The 14461-nt window shown below is 41.6% G+C and carries 16 protein-coding genes; 5 read left to right on the plus strand and 11 right to left on the minus strand.

All coding sequences use genetic code 11. The features are described 5' to 3' along the window. Window positions 1-31: 31 nt before the first annotated feature. The gene (locus QE390_RS16510; protein WP_307142954.1) at window positions 32-613 is read left to right on the plus strand and encodes a DUF937 domain-containing protein; all 582 of its coding nucleotides are present in this window, start codon (window positions 32-34) and stop codon (window positions 611-613) included. A gap of 184 nt (window positions 614-797) precedes the next feature. Further along, window positions 798-2723, plus strand: a complete 1926-nt coding sequence (dnaK, locus tag QE390_RS16515; protein WP_106634867.1) for a molecular chaperone DnaK — start codon at window positions 798-800, stop codon at window positions 2721-2723. A gap of 90 nt (window positions 2724-2813) precedes the next feature. Here dnaK and QE390_RS16520 read toward each other — a convergent pair whose 3' ends face one another. Next, the gene (locus tag QE390_RS16520; RefSeq protein WP_307142955.1) at window positions 2814-3863 is read right to left on the minus strand and encodes a tetratricopeptide repeat protein; all 1050 of its coding nucleotides are present in this window, start codon (window positions 3861-3863) and stop codon (window positions 2814-2816) included. Window positions 3864-4460: 597 nt separating this feature from the next. On the opposite strand from QE390_RS16520, the gene QE390_RS16525 reads away from it, so the two are divergent. Then, window positions 4461-4763: a GNAT family N-acetyltransferase gene (locus tag QE390_RS16525; protein ID WP_307142956.1), complete on the plus strand. Its 303-nt coding sequence runs from the start codon at window positions 4461-4463 to the stop codon at window positions 4761-4763. Then, window positions 4732-4926, plus strand: a complete 195-nt coding sequence (locus QE390_RS24775; protein WP_373424563.1) for an N-acetyltransferase family protein — start codon at window positions 4732-4734, stop codon at window positions 4924-4926. The genes QE390_RS16525 and QE390_RS24775 overlap by 32 nt, the downstream gene beginning before the upstream one ends. A gap of 61 nt (window positions 4927-4987) precedes the next feature. Here QE390_RS24775 and QE390_RS16530 read toward each other — a convergent pair whose 3' ends face one another. The 4 genes from QE390_RS16530 to QE390_RS16545 all read right to left on the minus strand — a co-directional run bounded on the left by QE390_RS16530 (window position 4988) and on the right by QE390_RS16545 (window position 7662). Further along, the gene (locus QE390_RS16530; protein ID WP_307142957.1) at window positions 4988-5599 is read right to left on the minus strand and encodes a fasciclin domain-containing protein; all 612 of its coding nucleotides are present in this window, start codon (window positions 5597-5599) and stop codon (window positions 4988-4990) included. Window positions 5600-5719: 120 nt separating this feature from the next. Next, on the minus strand, window positions 5720-6289 hold the full coding sequence (locus QE390_RS16535; RefSeq protein ID WP_307142958.1) for a fasciclin domain-containing protein: 570 nt from the start codon (window positions 6287-6289) through the stop codon (window positions 5720-5722). A gap of 180 nt (window positions 6290-6469) precedes the next feature. Next, entirely contained in the window at window positions 6470-7033 is a 564-nt protein-coding gene (locus QE390_RS16540; RefSeq protein ID WP_106634863.1) for a DUF4494 domain-containing protein, read from the minus strand. A gap of 116 nt (window positions 7034-7149) precedes the next feature. After that, complete coding sequence (locus tag QE390_RS16545; RefSeq protein ID WP_106634862.1) at window positions 7150-7662, minus strand: fasciclin domain-containing protein; 513 nt, start codon at window positions 7660-7662, stop codon at window positions 7150-7152. Window positions 7663-7782: 120 nt separating this feature from the next. Here QE390_RS16545 and QE390_RS16550 point away from each other — a divergent pair, with 120 nt between their 5' ends. Next, window positions 7783-8688 (plus strand): histone deacetylase, encoded by a 906-nt coding sequence (locus tag QE390_RS16550; RefSeq protein WP_307142959.1) that lies wholly within the window; start codon window positions 7783-7785, stop codon window positions 8686-8688. Window position 8689: 1 nt separating this feature from the next. On the opposite strand, the gene QE390_RS16555 is transcribed toward QE390_RS16550, so the two are convergent. The 6 genes from QE390_RS16555 to QE390_RS16580 form a co-directional block, all read right to left on the minus strand. Further along, entirely contained in the window at window positions 8690-8950 is a 261-nt protein-coding gene (locus QE390_RS16555; protein WP_307142960.1) for a hypothetical protein, read from the minus strand. A gap of 367 nt (window positions 8951-9317) precedes the next feature. Next, window positions 9318-10694: a HAMP domain-containing sensor histidine kinase gene (locus tag QE390_RS16560; RefSeq protein ID WP_307142961.1), complete on the minus strand. Its 1377-nt coding sequence runs from the start codon at window positions 10692-10694 to the stop codon at window positions 9318-9320. Window positions 10695-10785: 91 nt separating this feature from the next. Next, window positions 10786-11469 carry a response regulator gene (locus QE390_RS16565; RefSeq protein ID WP_106635044.1) on the minus strand — a complete coding sequence of 228 codons (684 nt, stop codon included), beginning with the start codon at window positions 11467-11469 and terminating at the stop codon, window positions 10786-10788. Window positions 11470-11535: 66 nt separating this feature from the next. Continuing rightward, a complete protein-coding gene (locus tag QE390_RS16570) occupies window positions 11536-12420 on the minus strand; it encodes a class I SAM-dependent methyltransferase (RefSeq protein WP_307142962.1) in 885 nt (294 codons plus the stop codon). Window positions 12421-12489: 69 nt separating this feature from the next. Next, window positions 12490-14055 carry a hypothetical protein gene (locus QE390_RS16575; RefSeq protein WP_106634857.1) on the minus strand — a complete coding sequence of 522 codons (1566 nt, stop codon included), beginning with the start codon at window positions 14053-14055 and terminating at the stop codon, window positions 12490-12492. After that, entirely contained in the window at window positions 14042-14455 is a 414-nt protein-coding gene (locus QE390_RS16580) for an EVE domain-containing protein (protein ID WP_106634856.1), read from the minus strand. The genes QE390_RS16575 and QE390_RS16580 overlap by 14 nt, the downstream gene beginning before the upstream one ends. Between the last annotated feature and the right edge of the window lie 6 nt (window positions 14456-14461).

Raw genomic sequence — 14461 nt, forward strand, 5'->3', positions numbered from 1 at the left:
TTAATCAACGTATGACTAAAATTCAGAAATTATGTTAGACCAATTGTTAGATATTATCAAAAATAACTCACAGGAAGCAGTAGTGAATAATCCTGCCGTTCCAAATCAGGATAATGAAGCGGTGCAAAGCACGCTTTTAACTTCTATTGTACAAGGTTTTCAGGGCGAGGCGGCCAAAGGAAATATTGGTGGAATCATGGAATTGTTATCTGGACAACAGGACGTTAATCAAAGTCCCGTTGTGTCTGGAATTTCCCAGAATGCCATAGGAAGTCTGATGGATAAATTTGGAATCAGTGGCAGTACTGCTCAAAGCATTGTTAGCTCAGTATTACCACTCGTACTCAGCACCTTTATTAGTAAATTAAATAACTCAGGAGATAAATCCTTAGATATGAGTTCAGTATTAGGCTCGCTATTAGCGGGCTCAGGAGCTAATACGGGAGGTTTCGATTTTAGCAAAGTAGCCGGGGCCTTAGCCGATGGCAAGTTAGATATGAACGACCTGAAAAATATCGGAGGAAGTTTGTTCGGAGGTAACAATACAGCAAAGAAAGAGGAAAATGAAGGAGGCCTCGGCGGATTACTGGGCGGGCTTTTCGGCGGCAAATAATTCGTATCGCATTCATTAACGATAGATAAGTATTGAGAAAGTCCGTGGAATTTATTTCTGCGGACTTTTCCTTTTTTACTGTCAATCTGTCATAAAAGCCATAAAAAACATTTCCGGGCACGGGGATTTAGATAATAGAGGCATATCTACCGATAACCGAGAAAATTAAAACAATATATTAATCATGGGAAAAATCATTGGCATTGACTTAGGTACAACGAACTCCTGCGTTGCAGTAATGGAAGGCAACGAGCCCGTTGTAATTCCAAACAGCGAAGGTCGTCGGACTACTCCTTCGGTCGTAGCCTTTATGGATAATGGTAATGGCGAACGTAAAGTAGGAGATCCTGCCAAACGTCAGGCTATTACGAACCCAACGAATACGATTCAGTCAATCAAGCGTTTTATGGGTAAGAGTTTCTCTGAAGTACAAAATGAAATGAAAACCATTTCGTACAAAGTAGAACAAGGCCCTAACAATACTCCACGCGTTCGCATTGGCGATCGTTTATATACGCCACAGGAAATTTCAGCTCAGATTCTAACGAAAATGAAGCAGACGGCTGAAGATTACCTGGGACAAACCGTTACTGAAGCCGTTATTACGGTACCTGCTTACTTCAACGATGCAGAACGTCAGGCTACGAAAGAAGCGGGACAAATTGCAGGTCTGGATGTGAAGCGTATCATTAACGAGCCTACGGCTGCTGCTCTGGCCTTTGGTCTGGACAAAAAACATGACATGAAAATTGCCGTGTTTGACTTAGGTGGTGGTACGTTTGATATTTCGATTCTTGAATTGGGTGATGGCGTTTTCGAAGTAAAATCAACCGATGGTGATACGCACCTGGGCGGTGATGACTTCGATCAGGTAATCATCGATTGGTTAGCGAATGAGTTCAAAGCTGACGAAGGCGTTGATTTACGTCAGGATCCTATGGCTCTTCAGCGTTTGAAAGAAGCCGCTGAAAAAGCTAAAGTTGAACTTTCTTCTTCAAGCCAAACCGAAATTAACCTTCCTTACATCTTCCCCGTGAACGGCATGCCTAAGCACTTGGTGCGTACGCTGACCCGGGCGAAATTCGAACAATTGGCTGACAGCCTGTTCGTACGGATGATGGAACCAGTTCGGAAGGCTATGAAGAACGCCAACATCAGCACTTCACAAATTGATGAAGTAATTCTGGTAGGTGGTTCGACGCGTATTCCTAAAGTACAGGAAGAAGTAGAAAAATTCTTTGGTAAGAAGCCTTCAAGAAACGTTAACCCTGATGAAGCGGTTGCCATTGGTGCAGCAGTACAAGGTGGGGTATTAACGGGTGAAGTGAAAGACGTTCTTCTGTTAGACGTTATTCCTTTATCATTAGGTATTGAAACGATGGGTGGTGTCTTCACGAAACTGATCGACGCCAACACTACGATTCCTACCAAGAAATCAGAAACGTTCTCTACGGCATCCGATAACCAACCTTCGGTTGAAATCCACGTATTGCAAGGTGAGCGTCCAATGGCGGGTCAAAACCGTACACTGGGTCGTTTCCACCTGAGTGATATTCCACCCGCACCTCGTGGTATTCCTCAAATCGAAGTAACCTTTGACGTAGATGCTAACGGTATCCTGAACGTATCGGCGAAAGATAAAGCAACGGGTAAAGAGCAGAAGATTCGTATCGAAGCTTCCAGCGGTCTGAGCGATGCTGAAATCCAACGCATGCGTGATGAAGCCAAAGCAAATGAAGCTTCGGATAAAGCAGAACGCGAGAAAATTGAAAAACTGAATGCAGCCGATTCATTGATTTTCCAAACGGAACGTCAGTTGAAAGAATACGGTGAGAAGCTTTCGGAAGGTAATAAATCAGCCATTGAAACGGCTTTAACGGGCTTACGTACTGCTCACCAAAGCCAGGATGTTGCTGCCATTGATGCCGCTACCGAGCAATTAAACAACGCTTGGTCTGCTGCTTCTACTGAAATGTACAATGCGGCAAATGCCGGCGGTGCAGAAGGTCAACCTACGGGTTACCCCGGAGGCGAAGCCGGTAACGGTCAGGCTGATGGTTCTGCCAATGACAAAGACGTTCAGGATGTAAACTTCGAAGAAGTGAAGTAAGGCAAGCTGAATTGAATTAATAAAAAACCGATGTTCGAGAGAGCATCGGTTTTTTTATTGACTAGTTTTAATAATGCAGGGGATAGTTTGTCACTTTTCATTTTTTTCTGCTTTAGTAATTAATTCTTCAATCATATAAGTATCTGTGTCAAATTCTTTAGCGTTTTTAAATAAGTTAAGTGCCTTTGTGTAATCACCTTTATCGAGGTGATGAATACCTAAACTGCGAAAAGCATAAGAATCCTTCTCGTTAAGTTCTAAAGCATAATTTATGTCTTCAAGTCCTTCCATCTCATTTCCAGACTTAATTTTTGCAAGCCCTCTGTTCGAATAAGAATAGGAAAATGATGGCTCCATTTCAATTGCTCTATTAAACACTAAAATGGATTCTTCAAATTTTTCAAGCACGATTAATGTAAAGCCTTTGTTGACTAAAGAGTATTCGTGGTTAGGGTCTAACTCTAAAGCTTTATCGTAATACTTGATTGCTTCATAATGTTGGCCAAGTTTTGAATACGAAAAGCCTACGTTAATAAAATCATCTGAGCACATGTTGCCTTGTGCAGCAAGTTCTTTATATAGCTCTATTACCTGGGAATAATCTTTGACCTGCAAAAAAGAACTAATAGCTGATTTGTAAATATTTTCGTTATTTAAACCGCTCTTCAATAATTGATTAAAAATATTTGCTGCTTCTAAAAAATTTTCTTTATAGTATAATTCTATAGCATATTCATATTTTTTTGCTAGTTTTTTATAGAAAAATAGTTGCTTTAATTGATAACCATCATTATATATTAATTTGCCATTATATAATTTTATAAGCTTTTTTCTTGGGCTAAGATTTGAAAATAAATCAGTTACAGAGGAGAAAAGAAAAGCTACTATAATTATTTTAATTGAATCATGAAGGTCAAATAAAAAAGTAAAATAACAAGCAATAGTAGCAATGAAGAATGACGTTAAAGGTCCTGTTAGTGTATAAATAATTTGTTTTTTTATTGAAATATCTTTTGCAGAGGGAACACAAAGTCCAGCCTGCCACGAAAAGGGATTATATTTAAACCAAACGTCTAGAAGTCCGATAGAGAAACGAACGCTATTTTGCGGGTCTCCATAGGAGCCTAAATAAATAGACACGTACTGTTTGGTCATAACAATTGCAGGAATAGCATGCCCAAGTTCGTGAAACAGGATTGTAAAAGGTCTTGTGATAAGAAATAACAGTGGAAGTATTACAAAAATAAGCGGGAAATATTGCATTGTCTAGTAATGATACGTTTAGGGCTGTTTTATTTATTTAATTTTTAGTAGTTCAAGCGTTATCGCTAACTAATTCTATTGCATAGATGACACCATTTGTTTAAAGCTATAAATAGTCAGAATTACTTTTCCTCATAATAGGGAGGACGAAGAGGATCGATGAGGCGGATAAATATACAGATTCAGTAATAGATAACTACTTCATTTGAGTTATTTTTAATAATATACTATAAAAGAGACTTTCTATTGGCTTTGTTTGATGACTCACAGAAGCTTTAACGTAAGCCTGATTTTTACAGCCCTTACCATGAGAAATCTAAAAAAATGTGTTTTATAACTTAATTAAATTGGTATGGCCTGTCTTAGCATTGTCTCAGGATTAGATGTTGGGTAACTTAGATTTGTAAAACCGATATTTAAGAGAATGTCAATTTTTATTAATTAGTTTTAAAACCACTCTGTCGCATCATTACTATGAAAGTTGAAAACTGTACACTTGAGGATTATTTTAGTATTGTGGAGGATATCGTTGAGTTCTGGGGAAGCAATCGGACGTTAAAATATCATCATCCTATTTACATTCATGAATTTGGACAAACAGCTTTCGTCATTAGGGATGAGGGAAAGCCCATCGCCTACCTTTTCGGGTTTATTTCTGATCAATCCGCTGGGTATGTCCATTTGATAGGTATTCGGGAGAGTTATCAGAAAAAAGGGTTTAGGAAGTTTACTCTATCAGCATTTTATAGCGTACTTAAAGGCAAAAGGATACCATAAACTGAAGGCGATCACTACGCCACAAAACGAAAAATCCATTGCTTTTCATCATCACAAAATGGGAATGGAAATGATAGGAGAACTGGGTAAATATACGGTTCCGGTAGTAACGGACTACGCCGGGAAAGGGGAAGATCGGGTCGTGTTTATAAAAGATATTTAGGTATAAAAAAAGGCTTTCGATGATCCATCGAAAGCCTTTTGATGCATGAAAATGTACCGGATTATTTAGGCATTAACACGGCGGAAACAACATGGACAATTCCATTTTTTTGCTCCTGGTCGGGTAATACTACGACAGCCTGATGGCCTTGTTCATCCGAAATAACAAACTGATTATCTTTCTTAGAAACGGTCAGATTTTGAGCAGTCATGGTTCTTAAAACAGTTCTGCCGTTACCTTTATTAATAGCATCCTGCAAATTAGCGGATGTCCATTTACCGGTTACTACGTGGTGAAATAGCGTCTTACGCAGGGCATTGGTATTATCTGCTGATAAAAACTTAGCAGCATCAGGAACAGCTTCAAAAGCGGTGTTTGTAGGAGCAAAAACCGTAAATGGGCCAGCCGTTGAAAGCGTATTTTTTACGTTCGTCTGAGCAAGTGCTTTGGTGAAGTCGCTCAAATCAGGTGAAGTAATTGCATTATCTGAAATGCTTTTCTGAGCAGTCATGACTACCGCTAATTTCTTTGGTTCACCCTGCGTAACAGAATCAGCCTTTTGAAAATTAGGCGTAGCTTTTACATTTCGTGCGGCTTTCGCAAAAGCTCCCGTCTGAGCCTGAGCTACTGAAACCGAAGCAAGTAGAACCGCTGAAAGAATGATTTTTTTCATGACAAATTGATTTGGCGATAAAGAAATTGGGTTGATTTTTGATTGTAATTAAAAATATATACGCAAAAGTAAGCGGCAAAGTCGAGCTAATTAAGTTAAGTAATGTTAAAGAAGAGCCTATTATTTAGGCTCCAGCAAAGCATTAATACTGTGCACCACGCCATTGCTTCGTTTTAAATTAGCATCAATGATGGAAGCTCGGTTGCCATTTGCATCCGTAATAATCCAGAGGGTATCCTGTTTCGTAACGGTTAATAATTGAGCGGTCATTGTCTTTAGTTCCACACGTTTAATACCCTTGTCATCCATCATTTGCTGGAAATTCTGCGTATACCACATTCCGGGAACAATGTGATAAGCCAGAATTTTTCTAAGCTTAGGCACTTCCTGGGGTTGCGTTAAGGCGGGCATTTCATCCGATTTGTAAAAAGCGGAGTCCGTAGGAGCAAAGAAAGTAAATGGACCCGCTCCTTTTAATGTATTGGCAAATCCTGACTCTTTTAACGCTTTTGCCAGAATGGTATGCGTATTAGATTGATTGGTCTGATCGCTGATGTTCGTTCGTCCACCCGAGGCTACCGCCGGCGTGTCCGTTGATGCTGGAGTAGTAGAAGGGGTAGATTTGCTGGGGCTTTGGGTAGGAGCACAGCTGTAGAGGAATAAGGCTAGAATTCCAATCTTTTTCATCATGTTGAGGGGTAAATAGGTAAATGCTTGAGATTTAGAACGAACTAAACTATTAAAAGTTTAAACTTCGTACCCGTCGGCAACTAAATTTACGGCTCATCCATGAAAAAACCTGTTCACCTCTACGCATTACAGACATAATGGTTTGATGAACAGGCTTTTAATGAACTACTGAACGCGTGCTTATTCCGCACTAGGCTCTGCCTTTTCGAAAGCAGTAATGGATTCTTCGGCAGCTTCTTCCGTTTTTGGAGCTTTGGGTTCACTCTCAAAAGCGGAAACCGCCTCCTGCAAAGGTCTGAACTGGTCCATTCGCTGGTTATCGGCCTCGTAAGGAACAACTTCCAGAATTGGCGTTAACGAAACATCCGTAATTTCATAATCATCCACGCGACCCAGAGCTTCTTCTACGCGATCATACGCCTGTTTAATTGAATCGGCATTGACCAGAAAAGTAGCGGATGATTTTTTCTCTTTCTTCGCTTTTTCGTCAAAAGTAGTAATCACAATTTTGGCCTTAAACCACTTTAACTCAGGTCCATCTACATGAAAAACTTCCTGAACTTTCATTGGAGAAAGACTCGATACCCGAAAATCAGGAGCATTGTCACCTAACAAATCGTATAAACGAGCTTCTGCATCTGTAAATGAAACAGCATCCAGTAAATAGGCTTCTGTTACCGTTTGAAACTTCCCTGCATCAATCTCCTTCGTGAATCGAATCTTACCTAAAAACCACGTAGCCATGTAAAAATATTAAACTGTTGGATAATAACGGGAGGCAAGTTACTAGATAGCAGACACAGAAAAAGGCCCGGCGAAAGAAAAAATCTCACCGGGTCTTTGGTTATAGCATGCATCAATTATTTAGCCATTCCAGCGGTATCAATGATGTGGATGATGCCATTTTCCGAGTTCTGATCGGGCATGGTTACCCGGGAGGTGTTACCCGCTTCATCGGTCAATAAGATTGCATTGTCTGATAGCGAGGCCACAACCGTTCCCCCGGAAAGAGTCTTGAACTCTGCCTTACCTTTCCCTTGCTCAATCGCTTCTTTGATTGATTTAGAGGTGTATTTTCCCGTCAGAATATGATTAGAGAGCAGTTTGGTAAGCTTCTCTTTGTTTTCAGTTTTCATCAGATCCTCCGAAGAATTCATTTTTTCAAAAGCTTTATCCGTAGGAGCGAAGAGCGTAAATGGGCCGTTACTTTTGATAGTCTGAGACAAGCCACTGACATTCAATGCATTGGTGAACATGGAATAATCACTTGTGCTGCTCAGGTTGCTCACCAAATCCTTTCGCGAATCGTCTACAGAAGATTGAGCGAAAGAAACAGTGGCACTAAAGAGGAAAAGAACTACCAGCTTTTTCATGATTTCGAAGATTGGTTGATGATTACTTGTTAAAAAATGAGACCAGCCTGGCCAATGAACAATTCAGAAGGCTGCACGTTTGACTAGAAAACTCTGAGGATTTTATTTACGCGTTTTGGTATGCTAAAGATTGCCTATGCCCCGGAATACTGTTACCCTTTACCCGAAGGACACCGCTTTCCGATGGAAAAATATGAGTTAATCCCTCAACAGTTATTGCGGGAAGGAACCGTAGCCGAGGACTCGTTTTTTGTTCCTCAACCCATTGAGGAACAATGGATTTTGACTACCCACACGGAGCAGTACTGGCATGATCTGCGGACGCTTCAGTTATCAGATAAGATGGTGCGGCGAATTGGTTTTCCTTTGACGGAACAACTGGTTCAGCGGGAGATTATTATTGCTCAAGGTACCATCGACTGCTGTCATTATGCCCGGAAATATGGCGTAGCTATGAACGTAGCTGGTGGTACGCATCACGCTTATGCGGATAAGGGAGAGGGATTCTGCTTATTGAATGATGTAGGAATTGCCGCGAACTATTTATTGAAAACCGAACTAAGTAAGAAGATTCTGGTCATTGATCTGGACGTTCATCAGGGTAATGGGACGGCCTGTATTTTTGAAAAGGAACCCCGAGTGTTTACTTTTTCGATGCATGGAAAAGATAACTATCCATTGCACAAAGAAAAGTCAGACTTAGACATAGAACTGGCAACGCATACGCAGGACGAGACATATCTAGCTTTGTTGGCAGCACATTTACCTGCATTAATTGAAGAGCAAAAACCAGATTTTCTGTTTTTTATTTCCGGCGTAGACGTACTGGGTACGGACAAATTAGGTAAACTAAGTCTGACAAAAGAAGGCTGTAAAAAACGTGATGAAATGGTGTTTCATTATGCCAGGCAATCCCAGTTACCAATAGTTGTAGTGATGGGAGGAGGATATTCCAAACGTCTGGCGGCTATTGTAGAAGCTCACTGCAATACGTTTCGATTAGCCGAAACAATGTATTTTCAGTAAGTTACCGCAGTTGTTGAATTTCTTTAGTGATCTCTAATTCTTCCGTTAATTTATTGATTTTTCGCTCAGCTTCATGACGGGCAGCTAGGGTAGAGTCACTGCTGATAATGGCATTGTTTAATCGTACTTGCATCGATTTTTGAGTAGTCCATTGCAGTACATTTCCAGCTACAGAAATAACTAGTAAACTAACAATAATCCAGGGAAATGTACGTTTGGCCGGGCGTGGGCGATACCGTAATCCGTTTAAATAGAAAGGCATATACAAAAACGTAAATGATCTGACAAATAACAAACAGGATACTGGCGGAGGAGTGGGGCAGGAGAAATTAAATCACTTGATTTAAGAATATGTATTTCGATTTTTTACTTAAGAATAATCGAAATACATCTTAAGTAAATGGACTCGCTAGTGTGAATTATTAGCAGGATAAACTAAGTAAATTGTCCTATCATTAATCATACTCCTCAAGGGTTTAAAAAGACTACGCTGGGGCCGACGTTATGGACCCCAGCGTGTCTGCATTTCCCCCATTACAAACCATCTAACCGGATGAGAAAACTGGTTTGCTTTGCAATAGCAAATGAACGGGTGAATACTTAATGTAAGGTGAAGCAATCCTTAAAATCTACTGAAAATTTGATTTTTCCTGCGGTAATGAGACTACAAATTGAACATTTCCGTTCTGAGAGTCTACCTCAATCGTTCCATTGTGAAGTTTGATGATTCGATCGACGAGCGACAACCCGATGCCATATCCCGAAGTTCGTACGGATTTCTGGCTTCGGTAAAAGGGCTGAAAGATCAGGCCAATTTCTTCTTCAGCGATATTGGACCGATTATTGAAGATCAATTTCAATTCGCTTTCAGAAGGTTGAACTGCCACATTAACAATATGATCTACCGAGAATTTACAGCCATTTTCCATTAAATTAATAACGGCTACTTTTAGCAAATACGCGTTGCCATTTAAGGTCAAAATGGTTTCATCTTCAATATCAGCCGGAAATTCTACTTTAATGGTGTAGGTTTCGTGCGTGGTCCGTAATAAATCACGGGCATCCCAGACGATTTCATCCATCCGAACCGGAGCCGTCAGAAAGGGTTGATTCTGATCGGAAACTTTAGCTAATTCCAATAAGGTGTTTGAAAGCTGGCTTAAATCACGACTATCCGCAAGTACGGATGCAATGGTATTGCGGTACTCCTCCGAAGAACGTTCCCGAAGGAGGGTTACTTCAAGCTGGGAAATAATCTTGGTAAGTGGATTTTTTAATTCGTGTGAAACGTTCGAAATGAACATATTCTGTAAGCGGAAAGCCTGTTCAACCCGATCTAAAAGAGCATTGAAAGTAAAGGTTAATCGCCCGATTTCATCTTTTTCATTCTGGGTATTAACCCGCTTACTTAAATTCTGCGGATAAATTCGCTGTACTTCATTAATAACCGTCGAAATAGGTACTAAAGCCCTCCCTGCAAAAAACCAGCCTACAACAGCAACCAGTAAGATAGAAGAGATGTAAGCGTACACTAAAATGCGGAGTAAAGCCCGCATGCTAATCTGATCGGCTACGTCAACGGCTCCGGCTACGCTGACCATGCGTTCACCTTCGTTGGTGTAATACAACCCGTAAATTTTATATTCCCCTTTTTCAATTTTTAACTCTTTATTTAATCGAATCTGGTTCAGTATATTCCGATCTAAATTGAAGTTAATCGTGTCATTGGAAAGGTGATAGATATTGTTTCTGTAGGTATATAGAATGACGTTTTCTTTGTATAATAAGTCCCGATTAGACTGATCAATGAGCTTTAATGTTTCAGAATTTACTTCATTCTGATTAACCAATAATTCAACGGTACTTAACGCCTTCTGGCGAAGCCGGTAATAAAATTGTTCTTCTAAATTGTATTTTCTGAAATAATAAATGGCCGTAAACGCTAACAAGACAATCACTGAAACCAGCAATGTAAATTGAATGGTTAGGCGAGTACGAATCTGCATAAGTGGATACTGAATGAAGCGATCAGGAATGGGTAATCAGGAGCGTTTTTCTTAGGGAAAGTGCCAGAACACTTTCCCTAAGAACGGTTAATTAATCTTCTACTTTTAATACATAACCCATGCCGTATTGCGTGTGAATGAGGCGAGTCGTGAAATCTTTATCTACCTTTTTACGTAAAAGATTAATGTATACTTCAATGACATTCGTACCGGTATCGAAGTTAACGTCCCAGACTTTTTCAGCGATTTCAGCCTTCGAAAGCACCTTTCCCTGATTGCGAAGCATAAATTCCAGCAGAGCAAATTCACGGGCGGTGAGTTCAATCTTTTTCTCTCCACGGGTAACCGTCTTTGAATCCAGATTCATTTCCAGATCGGTGTATCGGAGAATGTTGGAAGCAATAGGCATTGAGCCATTCCAGCGACGGGCCAATACGCGAATACGGGCCAGTAACTCGGCGAACTCGAAAGGTTTCGTCAGATAATCATCCGCTCCAGCATCAAAACCCATCAGTTTTTCGTCGATGCCGCCCAGAGCAGTTAGTAATAAGATGGGCGTTTCAACACCTTCGCTACGAAGTTCCCGCGTGAGTTCTACGCCGTTCAGGCCGGGCATGATGATGTCTGAAACTATTAAATCATACGGATTTTTTTTCGCCAGATGTTTACCAATCAGGCCGTCGTAAGCAATGTCTACTTCAAATCCGTTTTCTTCCAAACCCTGCCGTACGGACTGAACCGTTTTGGGTTCATCTTCAATGATTAATAGCTTCATCATTTGATATATTTTAAGCAGCCGAACGGATCGATCCTGCTACGCTAAATCAACTAAAAAATAGGCTTATTCAACGGTTGAGAACCGATAAAATATACCCAAAGGTAATTTCTTGTTGAAGGAATCAGGGAGGTATAACTCGCCAAATTCGGGGTTACTGGTTGGGCCAAAAATACGGAGAATCAGACTTTCTGCGATCAAAGCCGAGAAACTTAACGAATACAGATTGATCAAAAAGAAGTGATGCTCGGGCTCTAATAATTCTTTACAAAGCTTGAGCAGTTCATTAATCTGTTCTTCCAAAACCCACTTCTCGCCATCGGGTCCGCGACCGTAAGCGGGGGGATCAAGAATAATTCCGTGGTATTTATTACCCCGGCGAACTTCACGCTTCACAAACTTCATGGCATCTTCCACCACCCAGCGAATATTAGTTAACTCGCTGAGTTCCATGTTTTCCCGAGACCAGCTAATGACTTGCTTTACGGAATCCACGTGAGTAACATCAGCACCCGCCGCTTTGGCTGCCAGCGAAGCAACGCCAGTATACGCAAATAGATTCAAAACTTTAGGATTCGGAACGCCTAACGCTTTGGTTTTCTGGTAAATAAACTCCCAGTTAGCCGCCTGTTCTGGAAATAAGCCGACGTGTTTAAAGGAAGATAACGCCAGCTTATAAGTTAGTTTCTGGTTCGTTAACTGGTACGTTCCGGTCCAGCGTTCGGGCATGCCTTTCTTGGTCAGCCATTCCCCTTTTTCCGTATTCCCCTTTTCCCGTTTGAAATAGGCCTGAGCTTTTTGTTCCCATTCCGCATCCGAAAGGGTTTTGTCCCAGATGGCCTGCGGTTCTGGTCGTGCCAGCGTGTAGGCACCAAAGCGTTCGAGTTTCTCAAAATTGCCGCAATCAATCAGCTCGTAATCCGGCCAGGGGGTAGGGGTAAGTAATTTCATGGTTCAATATAAAAGCTAAAAAAGGACAGATGATTCGCCATCACCTGTCCTTTTTTTCAAAAACTTAAATTAGTAAGCTACTTTATTCAGGTAAAATACATTCCGGCGACCTTCGGCATCGTTCGTGATGCGTTGAAAACCCCAGGCCAGGAAATAGTTATCGTACCAATAATCAACGTTTTCGGTAGAATTCCGACGCACCCGATCTCCCGAATTGCCCGTAGCAAGGGCCTGAGCGGTTCCGTCTTCAACCACCATATTATTTTTAATCGATTTCGAACGCAGGCTGCCATTGTCACTGTACACCAGTGTTACCTGATTGTTCTGAACATTGGCTTTCACCTTTTCTTTCAGAGACATGGTTTTCACTTTGTCAATTTCAAAGCTGTTATCCCAGATCAGAGTCGCTTTTTCAGGATCAATTCCAGCGACTACAGCGTGGGTATATTGCCAGCCGTCAAACATCTGAGCACCATTGTTGTAGAAGCCGCGATTACCAAAATAGAAAGGATTCAGGCTGTACATACCCCAACCCCAACCCGGATAAAATCCACCCATGGGGCTACCCCAGGGACTACCGTAGCCCCAGGCATTGCTGTTGTTACGGAACGTAGCCTGAAAAGCTTCCGCTACCAGAATGAGCTGACCGTCTTTCTGAATCAGATCATGAAGTAATAACTGCGTGTTCAGCTTCAAATCACTGCCTTTTTCTTTTTTCCGTTGAACCTGACGCTCGCGACGTTCCTGATCGCGGGGGCTCAGGTACGAGAAGAAATTCTTGAAGTCGGTGAAGCTATAGTATTTTAAGGGCAGAATTTCCTTGTCCGTTACTTTGCACAGATAAATGCCCTGTACCATGTGACCTTTCGTTTGGGACTGCATGCTACGGTACCCATACGTTCCGATCATCAGTTGGGTGCCATCCGGTAGAGGGCTGAGCCGACCGTCAAGTAGGGCGTAATCTTCGTCGGGAGTTACCACGATTTCAGAAAGCTGTTTTCCTTCATCATCAAATGATTTAACGACGATGGAAAACTCCCGGTTTTTCTGCTGCACGGCGTAGGTGACGTTCACGCGATTCGTTACGGAATCGACTTCAATAGCCTGTACCTCAGCTTTTCCTTTGAAAGAAGCATTCAGCAGACGATTCTGACGGGTTTGGAGGTTTGTGTAGGACAAAATGGGCTGTTCGCGAACCACGCCAGCGATGTAAATGCCATCGTGGAAGGCCTTGAACTGCGAGATTTCCATTTTATCCACCGAGTGAATTTCAAATTTTTCGGTGAAACCGGGGCCTACATAAACCTTGATGATTTCGTAGACATTACTCTTGTTCCGGCTAAAAAGCAGGTAAATGTTCTTACCGTCGTACGAATACGTCACGTATTCCAGTCCATCGGTAATGGTTCCATCCACCGACCAGCTTCGCTCCAGATTGGTATCAAAACGGTCAATGTGGTAGGAATTTCGTCCGGTTTGGGTTAATAACATGACACCTTCCTGACCCACGGGGATCGTGAAGATGTTAGCGTTTGAGCTTGGAATGGGAATTTCCAAACGCTTTTGCTGTGCAAATACATTCAAACTACCCAGTAGCAACAGGGTAATGACAAAGAGGGGGTTACGAATGTTCATGGCCTAATCCAATGATGATATCAAATTCTTCGGGCCGGACGGGGGAAACCGAAAGCCGAGACTGGCGAATCAGGGCAATGTTTTGCAGACGTTCATCGGCTTTAATCGTTTCAAGCGTAACTGATTTGGGTAGTTTTTCTACGGGTTCCAGATCAACCACCACCCAGCGTTCATCGTCGGTAGTAGGGTCGGGGTAAGCGTCCCGAACTACCTTTGCAATGCCTACGATCTCTTTACCTTCGTTAGAATGATAAAATAAAACCAAATCTCCGACCGCCATCGCTTTCAGGTTATTACGAGCCTGAAAGTTTCTCACACCGTCCCAGGTGCCTCGCTTTTCTTTAACGAAATCATCCCAGGAATATTTAAAAGGTTCGGATTTGACGAGCCAAAAATTCATCGGTTT

It is taken from the genome of Siphonobacter sp. SORGH_AS_1065, from assembly GCF_030818595.1.
Lineage (GTDB): Bacteria > Bacteroidota > Bacteroidia > Cytophagales > Spirosomataceae > Siphonobacter.

Coding starts and splice junctions, on each gene's coding strand:
- QE390_RS16510 (WP_307142954.1), top strand. CDS start 32: ATGTTAGACCAATTGTTAGATATTATCAAAAATAACTCACAGGAAGCA.
- dnaK (WP_106634867.1), top strand. CDS start 798: ATGGGAAAAATCATTGGCATTGACTTAGGTACAACGAACTCCTGCGTT.
- QE390_RS16525 (WP_307142956.1), top strand. CDS start 4,461: ATGAAAGTTGAAAACTGTACACTTGAGGATTATTTTAGTATTGTGGAG.
- QE390_RS16530 (WP_307142957.1), bottom strand. CDS start 5,599: ATGAAAAAAATCATTCTTTCAGCGGTTCTACTTGCTTCGGTTTCAGTA.
- QE390_RS16535 (WP_307142958.1), bottom strand. CDS start 6,289: ATGATGAAAAAGATTGGAATTCTAGCCTTATTCCTCTACAGCTGTGCT.
- QE390_RS16540 (WP_106634863.1), bottom strand. CDS start 7,033: ATGGCTACGTGGTTTTTAGGTAAGATTCGATTCACGAAGGAGATTGAT.
- QE390_RS16545 (WP_106634862.1), bottom strand. CDS start 7,662: ATGAAAAAGCTGGTAGTTCTTTTCCTCTTTAGTGCCACTGTTTCTTTC.
- QE390_RS16550 (WP_307142959.1), top strand. CDS start 7,783: ATGCTAAAGATTGCCTATGCCCCGGAATACTGTTACCCTTTACCCGAA.
- QE390_RS16555 (WP_307142960.1), bottom strand. CDS start 8,950: ATGCCTTTCTATTTAAACGGATTACGGTATCGCCCACGCCCGGCCAAA.
- QE390_RS16560 (WP_307142961.1), bottom strand. CDS start 10,694: ATGCAGATTCGTACTCGCCTAACCATTCAATTTACATTGCTGGTTTCA.
- QE390_RS16565 (WP_106635044.1), bottom strand. CDS start 11,469: ATGAAGCTATTAATCATTGAAGATGAACCCAAAACGGTTCAGTCCGTA.
- QE390_RS16570 (WP_307142962.1), bottom strand. CDS start 12,420: ATGAAATTACTTACCCCTACCCCCTGGCCGGATTACGAGCTGATTGAT.
- QE390_RS16575 (WP_106634857.1), bottom strand. CDS start 14,055: ATGAACATTCGTAACCCCCTCTTTGTCATTACCCTGTTGCTACTGGGT.
- QE390_RS16580 (WP_106634856.1), bottom strand. CDS start 14,455: ATGAATTTTTGGCTCGTCAAATCCGAACCTTTTAAATATTCCTGGGAT.